This is a genomic window from Colwellia sp. BRX9-1 (assembly GCF_014077195.1).
Lineage (GTDB): Bacteria > Pseudomonadota > Gammaproteobacteria > Enterobacterales > Alteromonadaceae > Colwellia_A.
Map to the genome: position 1 here is coordinate 296,104 of NZ_JACGVM010000002.1, position 26,051 is coordinate 322,154.

A 26,051-nucleotide genomic window follows, 5' to 3' on the forward strand; every position below is an offset into this window, starting at 1 on the left:
GATTATATGAACGATATACCTGCTAACAATACGTTATCCAAAGGTTGGTTGTTACTCTTTTCAGTTTGGGTACTCGCCACCATAAGCACGCTTGCTAGTTTATTTTTTAGTGAGGTTGTTAAACTCCCCGTTTGCTCTTTGTGCTGGTATCAGCGAATTGCTATGTACCCTTTGGTCGTTATTTTACCAATGGCTTTATTTCCATTCGACGCTAAAGTGACCCGCTATGCGAGTGTATTGGTTTTATTTGGCTGGCTAACCGCATTATTTCATGTGTTATTAGTGGCCGGTTATATTCCTAAAAGCGCACAGCCCTGCGTACAAGATATTCCTTGTTCAGAAACGCATCTCAATGTTTTTGGGTTCTTAAATATGCCAATGATGTCTTTACTAACCTTTAGTCTCATGGCTTTATTATTATTTTTTATGACTAAATCGGAATCATCATGAATAAAAAAACACTTTTCATTAGCGCCAGCCTTATTATCCTTTTGGCTTTTATTGGCGCAGCAACAATATTTAAAGCAAACAATAGCCACCAGAGCGCTAAGGTTGAAAACCTCGACATCATTGAACGTGTTGGCGCGCCAATAAAAGGACCGTTAGAGGCAAAAGTGACCATTGTCGAATTTTTCGATCCTGCTTGCGAAACATGTTCAGCTTTTTACCCACTGGTAAATAATTTAATTAAACGCTACCCTGGTAAAGTTAAGGTTATGATGCGCTACACCCCTTTCCATAAGGGTTCAGATCAAGTGGTTAAACTACTTGAAGCCGCACACTTACAAGAACAGTTTTGGCCGGCAGTAGAAATTTTATTTGCCAAACAGCAAGCCTGGACTCGCCATCATGTTGCTCAACCACAAAGTGCTCGTGCGTTATTAAAGGACTTACCTTTAGATAGCGCACAGTTTATGCGTGATGTCAGTAGCGAAAACGTTAGCAAGGTTATAATGCAAGATATCGCAGACGGTAAAACCCTCGAAGTTCGAGCAACGCCGCAGTTTTTTGTTAATGGAAAACCTCTGGTTAATTTTGGCTACGAACAGTTAACTCAGTTAGTTGAAGAAGCCATCGCCGAAGCCTACTAAGTGTTAAAAAAAAGATGACGGTAAAATGTTTAATCATTTCATCGTAAAATAAAATGAAAAAGGCGCGTATTCTTTCAAAGAATACGCGCCTTTTTTATGTTTACCAATAAGGTCTGATAAACAATATCAAATCGACTTAGTTAATACTGTTCTCATCACTTAATTCAATATTAAGTTCTAAGACATTTAAATCGCCACCTTTATTATCAAGGTTTATCGAAAAACTTTCATCGGTGACTTTAATGTACTTACGCAATACCTCAAGGATATCCGCAGTGAGTTGCGGCAAGTAATCAGGCTGTTTATTTCGACTATTGCGCTCATGGGCAACAATAATTTGTAAACGTTCTTTCGCCTTAGAAGCGGTTGTTACCTGTTTTTCTTTTTTACGTAAAAAATAATCAAGTAATGCCATGTTATCCTCCAAACATACGACTAAGAATGCCTTTTTTCTTGGCATGTAAAAATCTAAAATCAACGGTTTCACCTAAAAGGCGATCAACCACATCCTGATACGCTTTTCCTGCATCACTTTCAGTATCTAAGATCACTGGCTCACCGGCATTAGATGCCTTAAGTACCGCTTGTGATTCCGGAATAACACCTAATAAAGGTATTGATAGAATATCTACCACATCTTCAACACTTAGCATTTCACCATCATCAACACGCTTAGGTGAATAACGCGTTAATAATAAATGTTCTTTAATAGGTTCTAAGCCAAGCTCAGCTCTGCGAGAACGGCTAGCTAACATACCTAAAATTCGATCAGAGTCACGAACCGATGAAACTTCAGGGTTAGTAGTGACTATAGCTTCATCAGCATAATAAAGCGCCATCATAGCGCCTGCTTCAATACCCGCTGGAGAATCGCAAACTATATAGTCATAGGTTTTACCAAGCTCTTCAAGAACCTTACCAACGTTTTCTTTATTTAACGCATCTTTGTCACGGGTTTGTGAAGCAGGTAATATAGATAAACTACTGACACGCTTATCTTTAATTAATGCCTGATTTAGGGTGGCTTCACCATTAATCACATTAACAAAGTCATAAACAACTCGGCGTTCACAGCCCATAATCAAATCAAGATTTCGTAAGCCTATATCAAAATCAATTAACACAACCTTTTGACCTTTTAACGCCAAACCAAGACCGATTGCCGCACTTGATGTCGTTTTGCCAACCCCGCCCTTTCCTGATGTAACTACTATTATTCGTGCCATAGACCGAATATCCTTTATAAGTTAAAAGTTAAATAAGTTTTGATGACGTTAATTCACTGTCAGTCAAATGTATATATACGGGTGAGCCCCAATGTTGCTCCATTGACTCGCTTAGCCAATAGTTACCATTAATCGAAACTAATTCTGCTTCAAGATTTTGGCAATATATTTGCGCATGATGGTGACCTGTTGCGCCGGCAATGGCTCGACCACGTAACGAACCATAAACATGAATATTACCATCAGCAATCACTTCAGCTCCAGCAGATACTGAGCCAATAACCACTAAATTTTGGTCTTTAGCATAAACTTGCTGACCAGAACGAATTTGACCACGATGTATTTTATCGCTGAAAAGTCCACGATCTGGTATATCTGCTATCGTTTCAGTTTTTGTAATTTCTGGTTTTTCTGCACGAGGCGCTTTATCTAAAGACTGGTTTTTTGCCGTATTAACGAATGAAAAGCCAAGTTCGCGGATCAACGTTCGTTGTTCGTTAGCTATCAACCCCGTAAAGCCAACAAAGGTAAAATTGAATTCTTCAATTAATGATTTGATTGCTTGATAGTCAACCGAACCCTCTAATTTTTCAATACTAACCACAATAGGAACAAGATAAAAAAAATCTGGCGCTTGCGCGACTTTTTTTGCTAAATCAGACCGAATATCTGCTAATTTTGATGTTTTTAAATGTAAAACAGACAGGGTAAAGCTTGAACCTTTAAATTCAATGCTAGCATCAGCCATAGCTAAATTTTTCCTAAGTATAAAGTAACGATGATTACCACTATCTTAACTTACTCAGCGATAGTGGCAATACTAGAAAAGGTGAAAGTGTTTATAAAGCGTTTTTAAGTGTCGAAATCAACACTTCTTGTCTGTGTTGATTTTGCTCAATTTTATTATTTGCTATTAATAATGAATAGCTTAAATTAATTGACGCAACTAATAAAGCACGCTCGCTGCTAGCATTTCCTCTTTGCTGTTTAATGTCATCGCACATAACAGCAAGTTTACTAGCCGCTTCCTTTAAATCCTCTGCCTGTTCAGCTGGGCAAGAAAACTGATGTAGCTTACCCATAATTTCAATGCTGATGCCATTAGAGTCTTTAATAGACATTAACTAAGCTCTTCTGCACTTTGCAATTTAGCTAATAAAGCAGTTAATACATTATTTGTTTGTTTCTGTTTTTCTTCACCTTCTAAGACTTCAAGCTGAAAGGTTTCATTTTCATCGACAAGCAAAGCTTTTTGCTCTGCTAATTCTGCCACTTGCTGAGCTAAGCCTGCTTTTTGCTCTGCTAATTCTGCTATTTGGCTTTTTAATTGGTTATTTTTATCAATGATTTTTTCGATCAGTTGTTCGAGTTGTGGGAGAGTATTTTCGTTCATAAGGCGCTCTGGTTAACTGTACTAATTAAGGGCGGCAAATTTAATATAAAGTGAGGCAGAATGCTACTTTTTACGACAATTATCGCCTTAATTTGTGTAACAATTATTAAAGATAGAATAGATTAATAAATCACGTTTAAAAAACAAGCGCTTCGACCAAATAACAAGCGGCAAATATAAGAAGTCTAGCCGGTAAATTTTTATATTAATTAACACCAATACGCATTTAGCAACGCAAACTATCTTAATCTCGACCCTTTTGTATCACTAAATTAACTGACCTTTCTCTAACCTACTTATCAATAACTAAAACATTGACCCGCATCAAGTCTGCGTTCAAATAATAACGCAACGACATAAATAACAGTTCGAGATCAATATTCGAGACAAAGAACTCGATAAAATAACGTCATAGATAAAGATAAAGACAATAAGTCACTACATTTTATTACTCAATGAGAACAAACTTATGAGCTTAAAAAATTCCCGCTTGGTTAACCCACTTGATAATGTTTCGTTTGGCAATGTCTACATAATGACACATTCTATTTTTTCAAATGTAATTAGAATAGGGTGTACTTCAAGCAATACTGAAGAATATGCAAAGTCGCTGTCAAAGAAGAGCCCAGGCCATTATCAACTCTTTTTTTCTTTGGCATGCGAAAATCCGTGTAAAGTTAAAAAGCAGATAAGACAGTATTTTGATGCGAAAAAATACGTTAACGAGTTTTATGAAGTATCGCCTGAAATAGCAAGAAGCCTATTAAAAAGAGAAGTGTTAAAAATACCCGTTTTAAGCGTGAACTAAACTATTTTTATAGGGTTGATCTTAATAAGTACTGATTAATATACTATTAAGATGACGGTCAACATTATGGAAATAACAGATTGGTTATAAGCGCCTATAGATAAAAGTGACTTTATTCATTTTAAAACTCATCGCTAATGACGCTTTTTATTGTCAATAATTATACAAATAAGTGACTTGCTTCAGGGTGTTTTTCTAAATATTTGATAATGTATGAACACTGCGCAACCGCTTTTTTATTATCAATTTTTATCTGCTGAAGAACATCTTCTAACAGTGTTTTTGCTAGGCCTTTCCCCGCTAGCTCATCAGGAACAATAGTATGGGTTAAGTGCATATTACCGTTTTGATCATCGTAAGTGATATAAGCAACCGCGCCATCGATATGGTATTCGTATTTACATTCGTTTGCGTTATGTATGAGCGTGTAAGACATTATTTTTTCCTTAAAAGAGATTAAAACGACTTCTTTCAAAAATAGCATGAAAGATCTAAGTCTACCTGCCATATTTTACTGAAAGTGTCACATTACTGACATTCATCATATTTATTTATTCTTATAATAACACCATCAAATTGGACTAGTTAACATTAGGACAATATTTATCTGCCGGTTTACTAAGCAGGAGTTCACTGTGAATTATAAAGATTATTACAAAATTATGGGCGTTGATAAAACGTCGTCTCAGGATGAAATTAAAACATCATATCGGAAATTAGCACGAAAGTTTCATCCCGATGTCAGTAAAGAAAAAGATGCAGAAGCTCGCTTTAAAGACATTAATGAAGCCTATGACGTGTTACGCGATAAAGAAAAGCGCGCAGCTTATGACCAACTGGGTAGTAATTGGAAGGCGGGCCAAGCAGGCTTTACCCCGCCACCTAAATGGCAAGAGCAATATCAGCAAGGTAATGGGAATTTTAATGCCGGTGGTCAAGGCGACTTTAGTGATTTTTTTGAATCATTATTTGGTGGCGGCTTCAACGCAAACCAGCATTCATCGCGTGGTCCTCAGTCTAGGCAAGGGCGAGACAGTCATGCAAAAGTATTAATTGACTTACCTGATGCATATACCGGGGCAACTCGAAGCTTTACCTTGCAAGATCAAGTGGTTGATGAACATGGACAAGCACAATCAAAAGCGCGAACCTTGAAAGTAAGTATTCCAAAAGGTATTAAACCTGGACAGAAAATTCGTTTACAAAAGCAAGGTGAAACAGGTTTTGGCGGCGCTAACAATGGTGACTTATATATTGAAGTGGGCTTTAACCCTCATCCCTTATATACCATTGAAGGGCAAGACATCACCACCGAGCTTACTATTAGTCCATGGCAAGCAGCACTAGGTGAAAAAGTAAAAGTGCCAACACCAACAGGAACAATTGATTTAAGCCTGCCTAAATTAGTAAGTAGTGGTGCTAAAATGCGTCTAAAAGGTCGGGGCTTACCAGGTAAAATTGCTGGAGACTTTTTTGTAAAACTTAAAATTGTTTTTCCAAAAAGCTTATCCGCAGCAGAAGAAGCGCTATACCAATCTTTAAAAGGACTCGCGAATGATACTAGCAAAAAAGAAAGTGAAGATGACAAGGTTAAACAAAGTAGTTAAACAAAGTATTTAGCGTCTGCTGAGGGGAAAGACTAACGGGTAATGGTTCTCAACAAAGTAACATATTTTTGATAACCGGTATTATTGAAGTTATTCGAATGATAATTCATAAAACCATGTAGGTACTCTACTTGTGTTATTTTAACATTAGCTTTAACTTCAAGCTTTTTTATAAGCTCAATAACATCAAAATGAGCTTCATTTTTAGGAAAGATTAAATTTATTTTAAAATACGGGTCTATTTGGGTGAAATTTCTTATTTGTGAGCTATAAAAACAAAAAGCTTGTTTGATAAAATTATTTTCATTTGTTTGAGAAATTCTCCAAATAGCCGAGGCCCCAATACTAAACCCAATGAGTGTTGTTTTTCCATCAAGCGACACCAAGGCCTCTAAGACTATTGAAATATAGCGATCAAGTCCAACCTCAGCCATAAAGTATGAATATGCCTCAGCTTCATTTTTAAAATCCATACTTTTTCCATTATATGGATCAACAATAGTCGTTACCCCGAGTTTATCTTTTAGTTTTATTAAAGCGGGGGTCATACCAAAAACATCTGAAACTATCACTATATTCATAAATCTTATTTACCCATTAACACCTTGAGTTATGACAATAGCTTTGCCCCGAGTTGCATTTAAACCGTAAGTCAATAACATTGAATCCAGCCACTAAATAACATCGACATTGCCCCATCAATAACTTTTAGCTATTAATCAGTCATTAGTAGCGTATTGTTAAAAACAGATGTTACTAGTTATTTTTATAATGACAAGTGCTCCACCATTACGTCTTTTGGATAAATAGCTTTAACCCTCAGTATTTCAGCAAACGTTCGTCAGCACAGAGTAACTTTAAAGACGTTTTAGATACGATATCGGACATTAGTCTAGGCTTATCTAGTACAAGTGATCAGACAAACGGTCATTAGTATCAATGTTTTTTTGAACTGTTTTAGTATTCAGAAGGCATCAAACTACCATCATTTTGATAGACAAAAACCACCACAACGTTAGTTCATGTTCAGCGGCTTAGTTCTTTGTGCGCTTAGTTGAAGGTAGTAGGCTCACTTTCTAAATTCAGGACATAACTTCAAGCGGACATGAGATATTAGCGAATCGTCTTTGGTGAGCGGTAAACTTAACGTATTTATTTCCTAGAAAGTTAGGTTTGGTTGCTCTTTGACACCATAGCAACTTTTTATGTCGACTCTTTTATTACTACCTAGAATATATTCGTAATAACCGACCAGTAGGTGAAAATTCAAACATAACACTTTTACTCTGAATTCTAATATCCGATGATTTAGTTAAGATATTGTTAGATTTAAGTGACAATAAAATTTCTTTCTTTGGGATATTTTGTAATAAATACTTGAGTGTTCTAGTGTCGATTTCCCATTCATACCCGCCTGTAATCCTTCCATCATATTCTTTTTTTAAATTACTTTGCTCTTCTGTTATTTTTACGTAACGGTTAGATTCCCAATATACTTGACGTAATTTACTGAGGGGTTCAAGGTTGCGCTTAATTGAATCTATTTCTATTTGTGTCTTATTTGCAAGAAATATAGATAAAATATTGTAGATATCGTATTTAAAATTAGTGGAGGACATATATACATTATCATCATCGAGGGCGACATCAGGCCCTCTTTTGATAACAGCGCTGAAAGGTCTAGGTTTATGAAGTTCACTAAAGGGTTTGTTTCCTTTTACAACATCTATTAGAGACAACAGACTTATAGGGCCAGCTACAAAGCCATAGGTGCTTATTAACAGTCCCAAAGCCAAGGAAAACCAAAGTATAGTTTTGTTATAAGTTAAGGCCATTATGATTCACTATTATAGTTGTATACCAGAATCATATCGTACTGCTTTTTGATTCTCAATCTGAAATGTATCCAAAAAAACTATCCAAAGCCTTTAATTGCTATTTAGAGTCGACTGGGTCTCATTTTTTATAAGTATCAGATATAACGTCTTTTTTCGTATCTAAACTGTCCATCAAGAGGGATGGTTTTGGTTCACAAAAGCTTATAACTAAGTGGTAAACGTTAGCGTTTCAATATGACTTACCACTGACTGCTTTGATACAAGAGCAGGCATTAACATCAATAACTAGCGAATTTAAACACGGTAAAATGTTATTTTATAGTTAAGAGTGTGAACTTTTTTAGTTCGTGGATCGTATGAATTCTAATGCTAAAAAGGGATAAATATTTTTAATATTTGTCTAGGTCAACTGAACCAGCAGAGCTCGTTCACTGTTGAACTGCAACTGTGCACTTTTCGGAATTTCTCATTACTTTTTGTCGATATATTTTCTAATAAATTATTCGAACCATATTACTGAGAAGTATCCATAATAAACTGTTATTTTTTTGAAGATACTTGTCGTTCTAAAATTTGTATTTTAAATTTTTCAGTTTAAGCGTGATAATTGCGTATGATTTTATATCCCCTTTACGCTAGCCATGCATAGCTTCTTCAAGCTTACTTTCATAAAGTTTGTCTAGTTTTTAATTGGAGCTTCCTTACATATTAAAAGTATATTCATTAACTTTTAATTTAATAGCTAAGCCTATACGTTAATTAATATGTTTTTGGTTTTAAATAAAGACTAAGAAAAAATGAGCAAGCTAAATGAAAAAACTATCAGCGTTAATATTTACCCTTTTACTATCCTCTTGTGTATCTCAACCTTATGAAAAGACTAATGCTCCTTTTGACGGTGTGAAATTTGATAACATTGAGCCTTTTAGCGATAAAAGTATATTTGACCTACTCAGTTGGAGAATTAAGGCTATAAGTGAGTCTACTCCTTGGCCAGATAAAATTGACTCCAAGCAGTTTAAACCCTCTAGCCAAAGATCGGTAAAGCCAATAATTACTGTGATCAGCCATGCATCAGTTCTTATTCAGATTGATAATTTAAACATATTAACAGATCCTCATTATTCACTCAGAGCTTCACCTGTTCAATTTGCTGGACCCAAAAGAGTCGTTAAACCTGGTATTGCCTTTGATGATCTGCCATCAATAGATATCGTTCTTATATCTCATAATCATTATGACCATCTAGATGTTGATACGCTTAAGCGATTAAACGATAGAGATGCCCCCAAATTCGTTGCAGGATTGAAAACAAAGTCATTTCTAGAAGATAATGGAATTGAAGCCGCTGTCGATCTGGATTGGTGGCAAAATATAACAGCTAATAATACTAAGATTACTTTTGTTCCTTCCCAGCATTGGTCAGCCAGAGGTCTATTCGATAAAAGGAAAATGCTTTGGGGTGGATTCTATATTGAAAATAATTATAAGATCTACTTTGCAGGAGACACCGGATATGGAAAGTTTTTTAAAAAAATTAAAGAGAAACTTGGTGCACCGGATCTTTCTTTGATTCCAATTGGAGCATATGAACCTAGATGGTTCATGAAAGATGCCCACCTTAACCCAAAGGATTCTTTACAAGCATTTAGAGACCTAGAGAGTAAGAAGATGATCGGTATTCACTTTGGAACTTTTAAGTTAACTGATGAGGGATATAATGATCCAATTGAAACTCTTAATGAAGAAATTAAACATGGATCCTCTTAAAGTAATTATTCCTACTTTTGGAAAGCCTTATTCAATTTAGGTGATATTGCAGTCAGTTCACTATTGATATCACTTAAATATTTTGAGGCTAAAAAACATAACAATAGACTATAGCTGCAATAGGATCACTAATTAAGCCACCCATAATAACTTGTTTGTTTTTTCAACAATAAACTACACTTAATTTACACTCTTATAAGTGTGGTGATTGTTATGCCCAAGCCTCGTTCACAACAAATTAGTTTATCTGATACGCCGTATTATCATATTTGCAGTCAAACCGTTCGAAAAGCCTTTTTATGTGGTGTTGATAAAGAAACCGGTGTCAGTTATGAGCACAGGCGCCATTGGATTGAACAGCGCATTTTTACATTATCTCAAGTCTTTGCTATTGGCATTTGTGCTTACGCTGTCATGAATAATCACTTACATTTAGTCCTTCATGTTGATAGTGAAAAAGTTAACAACTGGACGACGCTCGAGGTACTGTCCCGTTGGCATACGTTGTTTAAAGGCACCCTATTAACCGGTCAATATCAGCGACAGCAATCATTAACTACATTAACGACATTCGAAATGGAAATAGTTGAAGAAACAGCACAGGTCTATAAACAGCGTTTAATCGATATCAGTTGGTTTATGCGAGCATTAAATGAGCCTATTGCTCGACAAGCCAATAAAGAAGATGAATGCACGGGGCACTTTTGGGAAGGACGCTTTAAATCACAAGCCCTGCTCGATGAAGGGGCATTACTTGCTTGTATGGCTTATGTAGATTTAAATCCAGTGCGGGCAGGCATTGCTCCAACACCTGAGCAATCGAGTTTTACCAGTATTCAACTGCGTATCAAAGCAGCCATTACAGGAGAGCAACCGACAAGGTTATTACCTTTTACGGGCAATGAACAGCAAGCTAAAACCTCCGGTATCCGCTTTAGCTTAAAGGACTATTTAACCCTTGTAGATGAAACAGGTCGCGTAATAAGAGCAGACAAACGAGGCGCTATCGTGACTAAAACCGCAAATATACTGTCAAGACTTCACATCAGCGATGAAAGTTGGCTCAAACTCACCACAAACTTTGAAGGTATATTCACGGGCGCGGTCGGCACCGCAGAGCATTTGTGTGAATTTACTGAGCACGTGGGGTTAAAGCGCGCACACGGTAAAGCAAATGCTCAAGCTTGTTTGGATAGCGCGTAAACTTAACTAGATTCAAAGACCACACTAAGACAGCAAAAAAATACGGCTACCTTTAGGTAACAAGTTAAGCTTGCCTGAAATTCACTCATTTAATCAACATCTATAAAAATCGATAGGCAAAGGCTTATAATATGAAGTACATGAATTGTTGCTGACCAATCGATAGCTGTGTTTCAGAGCATTATTACTGCGGAGAATTATCATGGGTGGCATAATAATTTATATTTCAGAGCATTATTACTGCGGAGAATTATCATGGGTGGCATAATAATTTATAAGTTTTTAAAAATATGTTCTTAACTACGTAGTCTACAAATTAATCTATAAGAATTTTTGATAGCGTGTAATATTTATCCTATATTTAAACTTACCAAATGTCTTTTATGTTGTCTTAATGATTTATAAAAAAAGAATCATACTATTTTTACTACTGGCATGCTTTAAAGTCTCCGCATCAATGAGAGTGCCTTTAATATTAAATGACATTGATTGGCCTCCTTTTTTCTTAAATAACGAAGAGGAATCACTTAAAGGTGTGGCAAAAGACATTCTCGAAAAATGTGTAGACAATAAAGTATACCAACAAAAATTCATAAAACTTCCTGTTAAAAGAACCCACGTTTACATGCAATCAGGTGAAATTGACATTAGTATTTATTCTTACAATAAATTTCGCAAAAATTTTGTTATTTATAGTAAAGAGCCTATGTTTACCAGTGATTATGGTTTTGTGGTAAGTGCAGAAAGTAGCATTGAAATTAATGAACTGAATGACTTGTCTCCTTATGTTATTGGCCATCTGTCAGGTTTGTCACACACGCCTGAAATAATGCAAATAATTAAGGATAAACGTCTAAAGAAACAAGTTTTTGATGGGTATAATGTTGACGCAATGTTTAAACAATTACTCGCAGAAAAACCTAGGTTTGACATTATGATTAACTCCAAAGAAACATTTTATTGGCGTGCGAATGTACTGAATATCAAATCAAAAGTTAGAGTGTTAGATTACAATATCAAAGTGAAAAATTATTTTCTTACTGTATCAAAAGCATCAAAAAACATAGAAAATAAAGAACAGTTTTTAAATAATTTTGATGCCTGTTTGGTCAAGATCAAAGAACAGGGTCAATATAAGGAAATATTAGCTAAATATGGTCTTTAAGCTTTATAAATATCACTTTGGCATGGGAAAGCTGTCACATTGTCATCGACTGTTTTTTCATAACCCACAGGATTTGAAAAATTTAGAACGGGATCCGTCTTAAATTCCCATTAGCATTCACCTGAACTTTTTAACAAAAAAAATCTTAAACGATTCATCAATCATTATACAACCAATTTAGGTTCTGCTCTTGCTTCTTCAAAGGGCTCATTGAGTAACTGCTTGCGTAAATCAAATAACTCCTTACTAACAAAAATATGTATATGAGCAGCGGGTGGTGCTTTACCCACATATAAACTTTATCCCTCAAGCGTCTTTTTAATAAAATCAACTTGTTGATCTTCAATATATACATACTAACGGAGTTTTATCCGTTGGTAGTAAACTCTTGTTATTGTAAGGCGAACTTTGATTTATCATTCTAAATTTAGGCGAATAGTTAACATTTGAAATTCGAAATCCACAGTTGCCTTGAGCTTAAACCAGCCCTAAAAACGAACTGTAAATTTTAGTTAAACTTACCCTGGATATGATCATGGTTTCTTAAAAGCTCAATGACCGTATATGGCTAGAAGTTCCCCCAAGGCTCAACTAATACCTAATTACTGCAAAGCTGGAGAAACCGATCATTGCAATAAGGGGATTTTAGTCACTTTGGATACGAAAGCTGCCTAAGGTCGAAGGTAAATACAATCTATATATACTTTGTTTTATAAGGCTTACTGTCAATGTATCCTTTTTAAATTAACTATCCCGTAAAGTCCCCCCCGTGAAAGAAAAATCAAGGGGTCAGAGCACTTAGTTACTTAATTATAATTTTAATAAGATCTTTTGTGAGGATCCGTCAGAAAAAGCCATCTTTAATACGTCTTAAATATATTAAAGCATTCTGTTAGAATAGTCGGCTATTGATTAAAGGACACCGAGGCAGCATGTCAGAATTTACAGAATTTTCACTTTTAGAGTCAATTATTGATCGCGTTACTCTTAAGGGCTATAAACAGCCTACACCGATCCAAAAAGAATGTATTCCGGCTCTTATTAATGGGAATGATCTTCTTGGTATAGCGCAAACGGGAACAGGAAAGACGGCGGCTTTTTCACTGCCTATTATCAATAATTTTGGTCGAAATAAAATAGATATTCAAGCGAAGAGCACACGTTCGCTAATACTAACGCCAACGAGAGAGCTCGCCTCGCAAATAATGCAAAACATTGATGACTACTCTGAAGGTTTAGAACTTAAAACTAAGGTTGTTTATGGTGGTGTAGGAAGACAAGCTCAAGTTGACTCGATCGCGCTTGGACTTGATATTTTAGTGGCAACCCCTGGACGATTATTAGATTTAATTGAAACGGGTGATATAAATTTTAAGGCGTTAGAAATATTTGTCTTAGATGAAGCCGATACTATGCTTGATATGGGGTTTTTTAAAGATGTTCAAACCATTATATCTAAACTGCCAAAGAAGCGACAAACACTATTGTTTTCAGCGACTATGCCCGCTGAAATAGAAATACTGGCAGAAGCAATATTAACAGATCCAATAAAAATTCAAGTTGCGGCTGAAACGGTCACTATCGATTTGGTTAATCAAAGCGTATACCATCTTGATAAAGCGAATAAAGTACCTTTACTCTTTAATATATTACAAAAACCTGAATTTGAAAAAGTGCTTATCTTTTGTAAAACAAAGTATGGCGCTGACATCATTGTTAAAGCATTAGAAAAAGCATCAATAACAGCCGCTAGCCTTCACAGTAGTAAAACACAAGCAGTTAGAGAGGAAGCGCTACAAAACTTTAAAGATTCAAATCTAAGAGTATTAGTTGCCACTGATGTTGCTGCTCGCGGAATTGATGTTAATAATATTACTTTAGTTATTAACTATAACCTTCCTGAAGATCCAAGAAATTACATACATCGTATAGGTCGAACTGCTCGCGCCGGTAAAAGTGGAATGGCCATTTCATTTGCTGTAGAGAATGATATGAGGCAATTAATTAATATCGAAAATAGCATAGGACAAGTCATTCCTGTTGTTACAGAGCAGCCTTTTCATAAAGAGTTTTCAAAATTACCTAAAGAAGTCAAAAAAAAGGTAAGTAAAACAAATAAAACGAACAGAACGAATAGCACAAGAAAAAAAAGAAAATAAGATAGCTATAAAGTAGCCAACTAGAGATTTTTAGCTCGGCTACACATATCAACTCTCGATGCCTTAGGATGCTTTTTTTGCGGTGAAGATAAGCACACTGGGCAAAAAATTATCAGCATTAACCTAGTTGCTGTGCAAATGAGCACCATACATTAAGTAATGTTTAGCGATTAATTTTAGTGCGCATGCGGTAATGGCTAACCACACCTATTGGGTGCTATTCGTTGCTCAGTAATACGCAATAAGTGATCATTAATTATTATAATGCTCAGGGGCAGATTATATGGTGCCCTACTTTTCTATCTTTTTATCCATTCGAAATAGAGTAATCAAGCATTCTGTGCTCGTTGGTTACTCAATTATCTAATGAGATAATTGAGCTTGTTAATCTTCGGCATAGAGTTTCTTAAAGTTTTTTAGATTCCAGCCAATCATGACTGCATTACCAATTTTAAGGGCGGGTAAAGAGCTAGCTCCGGCAGCGTCAAGCTCTTTTCTACCGCGCTGCATTTTTGCATTGGTTAATCTGTATTTTATGCCGTTATTATCCAAGTATTTTTGAGCTTCACGAGAATGGGGGCATTTATCTGAAATATATAAAACAACGCGTTTCATCACTAACCTTTGCAGAATTGTTAAAGATTCACTATTTTACTGAACTCTCAGAAAAAACAAAGATGAATTAACCGAACTTTCAATTTTATACAAAGAAAATTAAGCTACTTTGTTAAACCAAGGTGATAAAAATATATCAACTAGTTGTTTGGGTTTTGAATTTAATCGTTTCTGCTTAGAGCTGCCAACAGAAAAACATTAACAATTAAACTTTTTTTAATTTGTGGTTTTATCCACTTTACAAATGTGAACATCATTAGTTTCTTGGACGGTTTACAGCATTCAGAATATGTAGTTCTACCTTTCCCCTGACAGACAACTAAACCACCAAACTTAACGTTCAAATGATTGCCTTGGCATTATTTTTTGTAAACTCAATTGACCTAAAAACCTTAACAAACTTCTCTAATTGAAATCTTACGCTGTCCAAATTGGATTTATATGCCAACTCTCCAACCACAAAGGAAAATCATCCGCCGGCATGGGGCGAGAAATTCCGTAGCCTTGCGCAATAGTGCAGTTAAGCGACAGTAGTTTTTCAGCGTGAGCCTTTGTTTCAACTCCCTCGGCTATCACACCACGATTGAAAATATTAGCTAAGCCGATAACAGCCTTAACAATGGCAAGGTCAGAGGGATCTGTAAGCATATCTCGAATAAAAGTCTGATCAATTTTTAAAATATCAGCGGGTAGGCGTCTAAGGTAAGTTAGCGAAGAATAGCCAGTGCCAAAATCATCCAAGGCAAACTTTACCCCCATCTTTACACAGGTATTCATGAGTTTACTGACCTGAATTACATCTTCTAGTGCACTAGTCTCTAATATTTCTAATTCCAGTAATTCAGGATAAATTTCAGGGTAGGCAGCTAACGCTCCCGCTAAATGTGTTACAAAATTACCACTTTGTAATTGGCTAGCACCTACGTTGACACTTACTGGTATGGTTAACCCTTGTGTCTGCCAGATACTCATCTGTTTAAGTGCTGTATCAATAACCCATTCACCAATTTTAATACTAATTAAATGGCCTTCAATGATGGGTAAAAAACCTCCTGGTGGCAAGATGCCTTGTTGAGGGTGTTTCCACCGGATCAGAGCCTCTGCGCCAATCACCTCATTGGTTTTCATGTTCACTTTAGGCTGATAATATAAAACAAACTCTTTTTTCTCAAACCCCTGACGAATGCGCTCAAGACCCTCCCTTCGTGTTCGATCTGCCTCTGAGGGGCCTATATCGAAAAACCGATAACAACCTTTCCCTGCATCTTTGGCAATATACATGGCCTGATCCGCTTGGCGAAGTAGGAGGTCAGGATCAGAGCCGTTTTTCGGATAAAGCGTCACACCAATGCTGGCTGAAACTTTAAGTATATTATCATTACAGATAATATTTTGAGATGCAGCTGTCAATATGCGCTGCAATACCGGCTCACATTCGTTTACATTATCGAGGTCGCTAAGTACAGCGATAAATTCATCACCGCCAATACGCGCTAAAAAATCACCCGCACGTAAAGACTGCTCAAACTTAGCTGAAATGTCGATTAGAAATTGATCACCCGTGTTGTGCCCATAACTATCATTAATTTTCTTGAAACCGTCTAAATCAATATAGGCAAGTGCAAGTATTTTTCCGTGTCGCTGGCTTTGCTTAATAGCCAACGTTAACTTATTAGCCAACAGTATTCTATTGGGAAGACCGGTTAATATATCGTGATGGGCGCTATGTTCAAGTTGCTCTTGATGCGCTTTAAGATGAGTAATATCAGAGAACATTGATACATAGTGCATTACCTGACCCAATGCATCACTTACTGCGCTAATTGATTGCATTTCGGGATAAATGTCACCATTTTTTCGTCGATTCCATATTTCTGAGCTCCAGTAGCCGTGTTTCTTCAGGGCTTTCCACATGTGTCTATAATAGTCATCGGACTGACGTCCTGATTTGAGAATTCGTGGGTTTTGACCAATAGCTTCCTTTCTACTATAACCAGTAATTTGGGTAAAAGTGTCATTAACCTCAAGGATATTACCCCTGATATCTGTTATTAAGATACCTTCGTGGGCGTGACTAAATACGCTAGCAGCGAGTTTTAGTTTTACTTCTGTTTGCTTGCGCGCGGTGATATCAGTTAATACGGTTAAGCACTCGAGGCCGTCGTCATTGATACTCATCATCACCTGAACGGTAATTAATTTATTATCAACGTATAGTTTTACCTCACAAGCGGGTTGATTTAGCTCTTTAAAAGCATTCGACAGGTGTGAGTTGAATTGAGGCAGGGAATCTTCGGTTAAAAACGCGGCCAATCTCAAACCATTTATTTTTGCGCGCGGAATACCCAACATGCTAGCAGCGGTTAGATTAGTTTGGGTAATATGGCCTGAACGGTTAAGGGAAAAAAAAGCCACTGGGGCAAAGTCGTATAAGGATTCATAGCGTATTGCTGCTGCTTCAGAAGAATCTCTGGCTAGAATAAGATCATTTTTCTGCATTTCTAACTCTATCTGGTGCACCTGTAACTCATGCAGAAGGCTAGCAGTGGTTGCTTCATCAGTAATTGAATCACTGTCAGGCAGCCCCTTTTCTTGCAGACGTAGCATAGCCTCTTTACGCACAGCAACTTTTTTACTTGTAAGCTGCTTTGAGTCTTTTTTCATGATGTACTCTTACTCATCGGGCATTTACCTTTATGTGATACTCAATTATTCCAGTATTAGCAGTTTTTCTAGTGTATTTTGTACATTAACGAGCATTTTTTTCATTGCCTTTGCCGAGGTGTTATCACCTTGTGCCAACATCACCTTAACATCATCCAACGTGCTAATATTTTGTTTTTTATCAGTAATATTTTCGGTCACACAAACGAATAGGCCTTGCTCTTGTGAGTACATTGCACAAACAAACCACTGCCTAGACTCTTTAACGTAATATTCAAATTTTTCAGACTTTCCTGACATTGCTACGCGACCACAAGCGGCCATAAATTCAGCGTTAGATTGTAGGATATTTGGCACGACTTCACTGCCTTTTTTCCCTGCTACATGATGTAATCCAGTTATGCCCGCGTAAGCATTGTTTACTTCAAGATAGTTGAAATCAACCGCTTTGTCGCCTTCCATTAGTATGTTCTTGTAGGCAACGGCATGAGATGAATTCTCAAATAGCAAACGAAAGCGAGATTCTGACACAGCCATAGCAATACTTGCATTCCTGTTAATAGTATTATCGCTAAAAGTTATAACCACGCCATCAATTAGAGTTTCCTGCGTGCGATAGGGCATAATGCGTACAATATACCAACGACCATCATGAGTTGTTACTTCTTCTTCATGAAATATCAGGCTTCGTAGTACTTCATCCGTATGTTCTGACAACTTAGGATAAATTAATGAACTGACCAAGTCTGTAATAGGGCGACCGACATCACTAGGAATGAGTTTGAAAATTTTAATTGTTTCTGGGGTGAAACGACGTACATTGAGCTCATTGTCTAAAAAAAGCGTGGCGATGCTAGTACTATTAAGTAGATTTTTTAAATCATCTCTCGCTTGAGACAATTCATTGACTTTGATGTTTAGCTCATGATTAACCGCTCTTAACTCTTCATTCATCGACTGCATTTCTTCTTTGGAGGTTGTAAGCTCTTCGTTAGTGCTTTGAAACTCCTCATTCGTACTTTGTAATTCTTCGTTGGTAGATTTAAGATTCTCTTGTGCAACCTGCATTTCGTTAGTGGTAAGTCGCAGTTCTTCCCTGCCCTGCGACAATACATTTTTTAGTTTTTCTATTTCATTACTATGTTCTTTGGCTAGATTACCTTTGAGCGATGTTTTAATGGGTGCAATGGGCGTTGCGGAAGTCGTAAACAACACAAGAACCATAGGGCCTAATGCTGATGAATCTAATAGTGGTTGTACCCTCACATCGACCAGAATAATATTACCGTTACTGACAACCTCAACGTTCGTTATATCTAACTTTTTCTTCAGGCGCACCGCGCGATTAAATATTTCGTTCAATGGTGCCGCCAAGCCTTCACGTGCCATTGAGAAAAGGTTGTAATTCACCTTGCCTACCGCTGGCTCTAAATATTTCCCAGTTTTTCCGTTGATATAAATGACATCCGCTTTTTCAGTGGTTAGTAGAGCCGCCGGAGTAAAATTCTCTTGTAATAAGGATTGGAGTAAATCTTCTAAGTTCATAGTAACTGTATCTTGGGGGTTAACGGGCACATTTTTTTCTGGCTTTAACTCATGAGAATAACTATTCACTTCGTTAACCGGAAATTTCATTACATTAAAAGGCTGTGATGTCTCACGTCGTTTGTAAATACGCTGTTTTCCCTCTAAAAGAGTAAACAGTGACTCTTCGTTTCCAATGGTTTCAGACGTTCCTAAAACAAGCACTCCAGACGGTTTTAAACTGTAATGAAATAAGGGAAACAGTTTCTTTTGTAACTCTGGCTCTAGATAGATGAGCAAGTTACGACAACTGATGATATCAAGTTTGGTAAATGGGGGATCCATCACCAAATTTTGTTGGGCGAAAATAACACTTTCTCGTGCCTGTTGGCCTATTTGATAGCCACCGTCTACTTTCACAAAATATAGGTCTAATAGTTCCTTGGAAATATCGGCGCGAATACTATTGCTGTAAATCCCCATTCTAGCTTTGTTTACGGCATCTATATCGAGGTCAGTAGCAAAAATCTGTAGTTCAAAATGTTTGGTCGAGTTAAATTTTTTAAAAGCTTCTTGAAACACAATTGAGAGGGTATAGGCTTCTTCTCCGGTAGAGCAAGCAGGAACCCAAGCACGCAATGTACCTCCCTCTGGATATTCAGAAAAAAGCGAGGGGATCACCTCATTTTCTAGTTTTTTCCAAACAGTATTGTCGCGAAAAAAGTTAGTAACACCAATCAGTAATTCCTTAAGGAGTAATTCATTTTCTTGGGGATTAGTCCGTAAATAACGTACGTAGTCGGGTATGTTGGAAAGCTGATGCAAGGCCATACGTCTTTCAACACGACGATTAATAGTGGTTTTTTTATAAAGCGAGAAATCTTGTCCGGTATGAGCACGTAGTAATACCATCACCTTTTCAATATCTTCTTTATTTTTATTGTAATCTTCAATCGGCAACGGCACTTTATTTACATAGTTAACGATATAACTCATTAACTCATCTGCTGGTGCTACGGCATCAACTAATCCGGTATCAATGGCATTTTTGGGCATACTGTCAAACTCGGCTGTATCAGGACTTTGCACAAATACCGCACCTGCTTTATCTTTGATCGACTCCAAACCTAACGTACCGTCTGCCCCCATACCTGAAAGAATAACAGCAATACTATCCTCCTTTCTATCGGCTGCCAGAGAAGTGAAAAAAGAATCAATAGGCAATTGCAAACCATGCGGGTTAACACGAGCGAATAAAATTAATGTTCCATTTAGAATAGTTAGATCGCAGGCAGGTGGTATCACGTACACATTATTGGGCATAATCACCATATGATCGGTAATTTGATGTACATCTAAGGGAGTCATGCGTTGCAATAAGTCACACAGGATGTTTTTGTGGTTAGGGTCTAAGTGTTGCACCACAACAAAGGCCATGCCGCAGTCAGCAGGCACATTACTTAAAAATCGTTCGATGGCTTGAAGACCGCCAGCAGAAGCACCAATACCAATGATAGGGAAAACATCAACAGTAGACGACGTTTTATTCTCTGTTTTCTCATCAACCTGTTGTTCAGAAACAACATCTTTAGATTTTTTCATTGTGTGTGGGTATTTTTATTCTTAGGGTGGCGTTTATAGATAATGCGCCGAATATGATGAAAATTCAATAAATTCAGGTTAATCATTGGCTGCGATGAACTAAAAATACTGTCATGGTGATTGATTGAAGAGTTCTTAAACCTCAAATAACAATTAGACTCATATTGAACAAATTTACTACATAAATTCTATTTGGAGTTATTTTCTTTACAAAAGAGAAATATAAGATTTATGTCGTCAATATGTTTGCAAAGATGACTTTCAAACACGAAGACCTACTTTGTATTCAGTGCTGATGAAGTAAACCTGTGACTTCAGTAAGTTTACGACCTCGAATTACTGGATAGCTTTCTGAAATAAAATTTCATTGGCGGATTTGAGCTTGAAAACGCCTCACAAGTAGTCAGATAGAGGTCATTCACCCTTACATTATTAATGCTACCTTTGATAGTATCAATTGATTTTAGGTGGTCAGCTCGTTAAAAATTGCCGTTGATGCTTAGGTGTTATTACTAACATTTTGTTGAAAGAGCTACCCTGCCCCTAATGACATTACCCTTAAAGGTAACAGACATTATAAAATAGCTTAAAAACGCTTTATGGTTATAGGAAGAGGAAGTTGTTTTAGTCTTTTATAAAAAATTTTCTGCAACCACTATAATATTCATGACCATGTGACCAAATATGCAATACCATAAATTCCCACTTACATATCTAATCAATCCTAATAAGCATGAAGATAAGAAGAGTAAAATAAATACCTCTGTTTGTTCATATTGAGAATGTATCAAGGTAAACGCTAAACTGGTAATGACAATGATGAACGTTGGATTTAGGGAGATTTGTTCTAACTTGTAGAAGGCGATCCCCCTAAAAATAATTTCTTCAAAAAAAGGACCTACGATTCCAACCGTTAAAATAAGTAATGTAATTTCAAGACCTGTATCTATTGATTCTAAAAAGTCGAGCATAAAGCTTGGCGTTTCAAAAATGCCCATACGAAATATAAAATATTCAAATAATGAGAAGGTTAACACGGCTAATAAGGTCATTATTAGTCGTGTTAACGTTATAGATCTTAAAGCTAATCGGTTAACTATATTTTCTTTATTTTTTGCGGAAAGATAATACTGAAGAAGGGGTAGCATTAAAAGTACCGAAACTATTGATGTTGTAAAATTAAAGCCTAGATTCGTGCTCAGCTGTTCAATAGTATGTACATCATCTAAAAATATTGAGCCAAGACCTGATATAAACACAATAAAGGTTGAAAATATCGGTAGTGCTAGAGCTAACAGTAATATCGATAACATTGACAATACCGATAACATCATCTTATTTAATGCCGCTGATGCGTTATTAACCTTTGATATACTCATAAATATATTAAAATCCAATTGAAAAAAACAAAACGATTGAGAAATTAATCTCAATGCATAATATTAAAACGTAATTGTCGAACCCTACTTACTGGTAAAATTAACCTGTATATCTATTAGGTCCAATAAAACAGGCAGTAAGATCCTGTCATTTAAGTGGAGACCTTAGAAGCTCCAACCATTATATTTGCAAAAGTCAGCGATATTATTAGGGAAGCCGATTTGTATGCTGATTTATAGTAAGAGAAATGACGTGGTGTAATGGATTCGACTACCTAGTTAAGAGATAATAATCTTAATTGGAGATCGAAAATGACAAAACGTAAAAAATATTCAAAAGAATTCAAACTTGATGCTATCGCTTTAGTCGTTGAGCAAAACTATAGCCAAGCAGAAGCCTCAAGAAACTTAGGTGTTAATCCTAATATGCTAGGTCGTTGGATCAAAGAAGCTGACAATGAGAATGGTCACGCTTTTCGTGGAAACGGGAAATTAACACCCGAGCAGGAAGAAATCCGTAACCTAAAAGCTCAAGTAAAACGTTTAGAAATGGAGCGTGAGATCCTAAAAAAAGCGACGGTCTTCTTTGCCAAAGAAACGAAGTAAAATATTCGTTCATTACCCAACATAAGAAGATCTGGCCTGTGGTCGTAATGTGTCACGTACTGGGTGTTAAAAGTAATAATTTCTATAGCTTTCAAAAGCGTAAAGTAAGTACCGCTGATGATCCAACACATCAAGAAATGATTGCGTTGATCAAAGATATTGCTAAATTCAGCGACAATACTTATGGCGCTAGACGGATTAAAAAAGTACTCAATACATTAAGCTTTCCGGTTAGTCGACGTAAAACGGCTCAACTAATGAAAGAAGCGAACGTTTGGGTTCGTTATAAAAAGAAATACAAGGCAACAACGAACAGCGACCATAACAAACCCATTTATCAAAATGAGCTAAAGCAAAACTTTGCTGTTGAAGCGCCAGATAAAGCGTGGGTAGGTGATATCACCTACGTTTGGACATCAGAAGGTTGGCTATATTTATGTGTCGTGATTGATTTATATTCACGAAAAGTCGTGGGTTGGAGCATGGGGTCAAGAATGAAAGCGCAGCTTGTTTGTGATGCGTTAACAATGGCTATTTGGCAACGACAACCCAAAGAAGGATTGATAGTTCATTCAGATCAGGGCGTTCAATATGCCAGCCATCAATATCGTCGATTACTCAAGTCACATGGTTTTGTTGGCAGTATGAGTAAAAAAGGATGTTGCTGGGACAATGCCGTTGCCGAAAGCTTCTTCGGTAGCTTGAAGCAAGAGAGAGTTCATTGGCGTAATTATGAAACTCGTTATGCCGCACAGCAAGATGTACTGAATTACATAACCATGTGGTACAACAGCCACCGACTTCATTCGTATCTGGATTATCAAAGTCCTAACGTTTTTGAATCAGTGGAGAGAGAATTAGAAATGGTTGCTTAACTAGGTTGACTGAATTTGGTTGACCACGTCAAAAGCCTTATTTGTACTTTTAGTGAATGTTAGCATGTGAAATAACAACGGCAGTAATGAGCTAAAACCGACTAGGCAGATTCATTAAATATCTTAATTAACAAATTTGCCATAAAGTTTATTTCGAATAGGTCGTTTAACGAGATAAATAGCCTCATTAGCCCTCATTTCTTTAATTAAACTAAAAGGAATGTAATCGGGTATTAGCTCAAAATAATTATTATTATTTAAATCATCATACTTAATGCTATTTACCACTGCATTCTGCCATTGATAGAAAACCCTTCCATAAACAATAGCCACATTACTGCCGCTAACACTTACCACTTTAGCTAATCTATATTTATGCTTAGGATTCAATTTATTATTAATCAACCTCATGTCTAAAAAGTAAATATCATTGACTTGAGGAGTTAAAATAAAAACGGATGCTTGTGTTTGCTCAGCATTATGTAAAGCATATTTTTCATAGCCAAAATATGCAATCACCACTAGAAAAGTCAATAACACGAGTTTATTTAAGGAGATTGATAACTTTGCTTTTACATTTTTTGATTCGAAGGTATGTGGCACTTTAATAAATCCTTTTAAAGTTAACTCTATTTGATAACACTGTTTAGGTTTAAAATTGAGTAATAAATCATAAATTCAATGATATATCCAATGCTCATCTCCAATATAACACCTCATCAAAAGTTAAAGATGGTTGAATAAAATAGTAAGTTAAATACAAGGTCAGCCACTCTTTAAATGTTGAGTAACTTAGGCGTTTACACTAGATAGCATCATATAAGTAACATAGGTAAATAGACATATTGGAACAACAACATATGCAAAAGCATCAGATTTACACCAACAGCCTTGAGCTATTTTTTCTTTTCTAAATAAGGATATTGAAGAGCCATAAAGAATAATCAAACCAACGGCAACTATCGACATCCAAGAAATATCATTGCCCACTAAAAGCAATAATGGCGTTATTGCCGAAAGACACCACAATGAAGCTACAAAACTAGCGCTGTTGTATATAACAATTAGATACTTCATCACATCCAAAATCTTACTAAGTCGTTAAAAATTGTTAGTTAAAATAACTAGCCATTGGAAACAACCAACTTTTATTTATTCTACTTTAATCGTTTGTCAGTTTTTAACGTCTTGATGATCGAGTATAAAAACCAAAAGTGAGCAAATAGTCATACAAATAAAACGCGAAAAACTGCTCATTACCGCTTCCATAAAAGTATACGAAGAAAAAATACTCTTTTATTGCTAATTAATGCCTTTACTGTTGATTTTTAAACTAATTTTTTATTTTATAATAATGTTTTGTTAATTACCATTTCATCTAATTATCCCTATTTAATAGCTTTTTAAAACGGTAATTCCTCTCCCTTAAAATCATAAAATTTCCCAGTGGTATCAATAGATAAATTTAGAATCACTTTCATAATTCCAAGAGCCGAATCTTTAACATTTTCTCTTGCAGAAGAACCGCCCATATCTGTTTGAACCCAACCAGGATGAACAGCCACCACAGCGACATTGTCATTAACAAGTTCATTGGATAAATTCACGGCTAGCATGTTGGCTGCTGCCTTAGACATTCGGTAACCATACCAATCTACACTTCTTTCTCGTGTTAGGGATCCCATAACAGAAGAAATTATAGCTATTTTACATAGACGATTTTTCTTCATCAAAGACAAAAAACAATGAGTTAAATACAATGGGCCAAGCGAATTCACTTTAAAACTCATTTCAGCATTTGCATAATTAATGTCATGAATACTTTTATTTTCTTGATCTAAATAACCAGCATTATTTATGATTAAATCTATTTTGATACTTTCTTCACTGAGTTTATTTGCTAACCTCTCAATATTTTCTGGACAGGTGATATCCATTAATTCAATGAGTAATTTTTCAGAGAACTTATCCTTCAATGTTATTAAGTCAGCCGATGCCTTTTCATTTCTACAGGTAGCAATTACTGTCCACCCATTTATAAGATATTGTTTTGTTAATTCGAAACCAATGCCTCTATTAGCACCCGTTATTAATACAATTAAATCACTCATGTTGAACCTTTAAATATGACACCCCATTTAGAGGCAAAAATGGTTTACTAAAATGGTAGATATTTTCCAAATATGAGAGCGCAACAGAAAACTGTTTTTGGTCTCTCTTTAATAGCTTATAGTTTGATTAACAGCAAACTAAAATAACACAATTAAAAAACAAGCTAGAATAATTGCCAAATAAAAAAACTGCCTACCTGTACTCGAACGTTTTTCCGCTTGCTTTGAGTGTGTCATGTGAATATCACGAATAATTTGTCCCTTGTTTTTACCGACACAATGGGGGCAAATAGAATAAGATATTTTATATCTCAAACCACATTTATTGCACTGGGTCGTTGGCTCTCTACTGTAATCTATAATCATGATTTTTTGTCATAAAGCACTTTATTAAGCTTGTAAAAATAGCTATTTA

The 26,051-nt window shown here is 36.1% G+C and carries 25 protein-coding genes; 9 read left to right on the forward strand and 16 right to left on the reverse strand.

All coding sequences use genetic code 11. The annotated features are described in order from the left end of the window. Positions 1-6 precede the first annotated feature (6 nt). A complete protein-coding gene (locus tag H4J76_RS03845; protein WP_182214840.1) occupies positions 7-450 on the forward strand; it encodes a disulfide bond formation protein B in 444 nt (147 codons plus the stop codon). Continuing rightward, positions 447-1,091 (forward strand): thioredoxin domain-containing protein, encoded by a 645-nt coding sequence (locus H4J76_RS03850; RefSeq protein WP_182214838.1) that lies wholly within the window; start codon positions 447-449, stop codon positions 1,089-1,091. The genes H4J76_RS03845 and H4J76_RS03850 overlap by 4 nt, the downstream gene beginning before the upstream one ends. A gap of 136 nt (positions 1,092-1,227) precedes the next feature. Here H4J76_RS03850 and minE read toward each other — a convergent pair whose 3' ends face one another. The 5 genes from minE to H4J76_RS03875 all read right to left on the reverse strand — a co-directional run bounded on the left by minE (position 1,228) and on the right by H4J76_RS03875 (position 3,710). Then, on the reverse strand, positions 1,228-1,506 hold the full coding sequence (minE, locus tag H4J76_RS03855; protein WP_070374180.1) for a cell division topological specificity factor MinE: 279 nt from the start codon (positions 1,504-1,506) through the stop codon (positions 1,228-1,230). A gap of 1 nt (position 1,507) precedes the next feature. After that, positions 1,508-2,317, reverse strand: a complete 810-nt coding sequence (gene minD / locus H4J76_RS03860; protein WP_070374181.1) for a septum site-determining protein MinD — start codon at positions 2,315-2,317, stop codon at positions 1,508-1,510. A gap of 28 nt (positions 2,318-2,345) precedes the next feature. Further along, positions 2,346-3,065, reverse strand: a complete 720-nt coding sequence (gene minC, locus H4J76_RS03865) for a septum site-determining protein MinC (protein WP_182214836.1) — start codon at positions 3,063-3,065, stop codon at positions 2,346-2,348. Positions 3,066-3,156: 91 nt separating this feature from the next. Further along, complete coding sequence (locus H4J76_RS03870) at positions 3,157-3,438, reverse strand: cell division protein ZapA (RefSeq protein ID WP_182214834.1); 282 nt, start codon at positions 3,436-3,438, stop codon at positions 3,157-3,159. Beyond that, positions 3,438-3,710 (reverse strand): DUF904 domain-containing protein, encoded by a 273-nt coding sequence (locus H4J76_RS03875; RefSeq protein WP_182214833.1) that lies wholly within the window; start codon positions 3,708-3,710, stop codon positions 3,438-3,440. The genes H4J76_RS03870 and H4J76_RS03875 overlap by 1 nt, the downstream gene beginning before the upstream one ends. A 469-nt stretch (positions 3,711-4,179) precedes the next feature. Between H4J76_RS03875 and H4J76_RS03880 the strand changes: the two genes are divergently transcribed. Then, positions 4,180-4,518 carry a GIY-YIG nuclease family protein gene (locus H4J76_RS03880; RefSeq protein ID WP_182214831.1) on the forward strand — a complete coding sequence of 113 codons (339 nt, stop codon included), beginning with the start codon at positions 4,180-4,182 and terminating at the stop codon, positions 4,516-4,518. Between the two features lie 160 nt (positions 4,519-4,678). On the opposite strand, the gene H4J76_RS03885 is transcribed toward H4J76_RS03880, so the two are convergent. Next, complete coding sequence (locus tag H4J76_RS03885) at positions 4,679-4,954, reverse strand: GNAT family N-acetyltransferase (protein WP_182214830.1); 276 nt, start codon at positions 4,952-4,954, stop codon at positions 4,679-4,681. Positions 4,955-5,153: 199 nt separating this feature from the next. Here H4J76_RS03885 and H4J76_RS03890 point away from each other — a divergent pair, with 199 nt between their 5' ends. Continuing rightward, a complete protein-coding gene (locus H4J76_RS03890; protein WP_182221634.1) occupies positions 5,154-6,125 on the forward strand; it encodes a DnaJ C-terminal domain-containing protein in 972 nt (323 codons plus the stop codon). A gap of 32 nt (positions 6,126-6,157) precedes the next feature. Here H4J76_RS03890 and H4J76_RS03895 read toward each other — a convergent pair whose 3' ends face one another. Together H4J76_RS03895 and H4J76_RS03900 are read right to left on the reverse strand one after the other, a co-directional pair. Next, positions 6,158-6,706 carry a hypothetical protein gene (locus H4J76_RS03895; protein WP_182230135.1) on the reverse strand — a complete coding sequence of 183 codons (549 nt, stop codon included), beginning with the start codon at positions 6,704-6,706 and terminating at the stop codon, positions 6,158-6,160. Positions 6,707-7,348: 642 nt separating this feature from the next. Continuing rightward, positions 7,349-7,960 carry a hypothetical protein gene (locus tag H4J76_RS03900; protein ID WP_182221636.1) on the reverse strand — a complete coding sequence of 204 codons (612 nt, stop codon included), beginning with the start codon at positions 7,958-7,960 and terminating at the stop codon, positions 7,349-7,351. 813 nt (positions 7,961-8,773) lie between these two features. Between H4J76_RS03900 and H4J76_RS03905 the strand changes: the two genes are divergently transcribed. The 3 genes from H4J76_RS03905 (at position 8,774) to H4J76_RS03915 (ending at position 12,101) form a co-directional block, all read left to right on the forward strand. Continuing rightward, positions 8,774-9,733, forward strand: a complete 960-nt coding sequence (locus H4J76_RS03905) for an MBL fold metallo-hydrolase (protein WP_182230136.1) — start codon at positions 8,774-8,776, stop codon at positions 9,731-9,733. A 213-nt stretch (positions 9,734-9,946) separates the two neighbouring features. After that, positions 9,947-10,936, forward strand: coding sequence for a transposase (locus H4J76_RS03910; RefSeq protein WP_182222228.1), 990 nt, complete (start codon positions 9,947-9,949; stop codon positions 10,934-10,936). 394 nt (positions 10,937-11,330) lie between these two features. After that, a complete protein-coding gene (locus H4J76_RS03915; RefSeq protein ID WP_182230137.1) occupies positions 11,331-12,101 on the forward strand; it encodes an ABC transporter substrate-binding protein in 771 nt (256 codons plus the stop codon). Between the two features lie 164 nt (positions 12,102-12,265). Here the strand turns inward: H4J76_RS03915 and H4J76_RS19840 are convergent, their stop codons facing one another. Beyond that, complete coding sequence (locus H4J76_RS19840; protein ID WP_259366378.1) at positions 12,266-12,391, reverse strand: hypothetical protein; 126 nt, start codon at positions 12,389-12,391, stop codon at positions 12,266-12,268. A gap of 642 nt (positions 12,392-13,033) precedes the next feature. On the opposite strand from H4J76_RS19840, the gene H4J76_RS03920 reads away from it, so the two are divergent. Continuing rightward, positions 13,034-14,260: a DEAD/DEAH box helicase gene (locus H4J76_RS03920; RefSeq protein ID WP_182222226.1), complete on the forward strand. Its 1,227-nt coding sequence runs from the start codon at positions 13,034-13,036 to the stop codon at positions 14,258-14,260. 384 nt (positions 14,261-14,644) lie between these two features. On the opposite strand, the gene H4J76_RS03925 is transcribed toward H4J76_RS03920, so the two are convergent. The 4 genes from H4J76_RS03925 to H4J76_RS03940 form a co-directional block, all read right to left on the reverse strand. Then, entirely contained in the window at positions 14,645-14,875 is a 231-nt protein-coding gene (locus H4J76_RS03925) for a glutaredoxin family protein (protein WP_182230138.1), read from the reverse strand. A gap of 417 nt (positions 14,876-15,292) precedes the next feature. Further along, a complete protein-coding gene (locus H4J76_RS03930; RefSeq protein ID WP_259377115.1) occupies positions 15,293-17,539 on the reverse strand; it encodes a GGDEF and EAL domain-containing protein in 2,247 nt (748 codons plus the stop codon). Between the two features lie 45 nt (positions 17,540-17,584). After that, positions 17,585-20,665, reverse strand: coding sequence for a chemotaxis protein CheB (locus tag H4J76_RS03935; protein ID WP_182230139.1), 3,081 nt, complete (start codon positions 20,663-20,665; stop codon positions 17,585-17,587). A gap of 632 nt (positions 20,666-21,297) precedes the next feature. Continuing rightward, positions 21,298-22,044, reverse strand: coding sequence for a CPBP family intramembrane glutamic endopeptidase (locus H4J76_RS03940; RefSeq protein WP_182217812.1), 747 nt, complete (start codon positions 22,042-22,044; stop codon positions 21,298-21,300). Positions 22,045-22,356: 312 nt separating this feature from the next. On the opposite strand from H4J76_RS03940, the gene H4J76_RS03945 reads away from it, so the two are divergent. Further along, a protein-coding gene (locus H4J76_RS03945; protein WP_182230140.1) for an IS3 family transposase occupies positions 22,357-23,525 on the forward strand; the annotation gives its coding sequence in 2 pieces (ribosomal slippage) (positions 22,357-22,615 and positions 22,615-23,525; 1,170 coding nt in all). 123 nt (positions 23,526-23,648) lie between these two features. On the opposite strand, the gene H4J76_RS03950 is transcribed toward H4J76_RS03945, so the two are convergent. The 3 genes from H4J76_RS03950 to H4J76_RS03960 all read right to left on the reverse strand — a co-directional run bounded on the left by H4J76_RS03950 (position 23,649) and on the right by H4J76_RS03960 (position 25,636). Continuing rightward, a complete protein-coding gene (locus H4J76_RS03950; RefSeq protein ID WP_182217811.1) occupies positions 23,649-24,128 on the reverse strand; it encodes a hypothetical protein in 480 nt (159 codons plus the stop codon). Positions 24,129-24,317: 189 nt separating this feature from the next. Further along, a complete protein-coding gene (locus H4J76_RS03955; RefSeq protein WP_182217809.1) occupies positions 24,318-24,602 on the reverse strand; it encodes a hypothetical protein in 285 nt (94 codons plus the stop codon). A gap of 326 nt (positions 24,603-24,928) precedes the next feature. Further along, positions 24,929-25,636, reverse strand: coding sequence for an SDR family oxidoreductase (locus H4J76_RS03960; RefSeq protein ID WP_182217807.1), 708 nt, complete (start codon positions 25,634-25,636; stop codon positions 24,929-24,931). Positions 25,637-26,051: the final 415 nt, after the last annotated feature.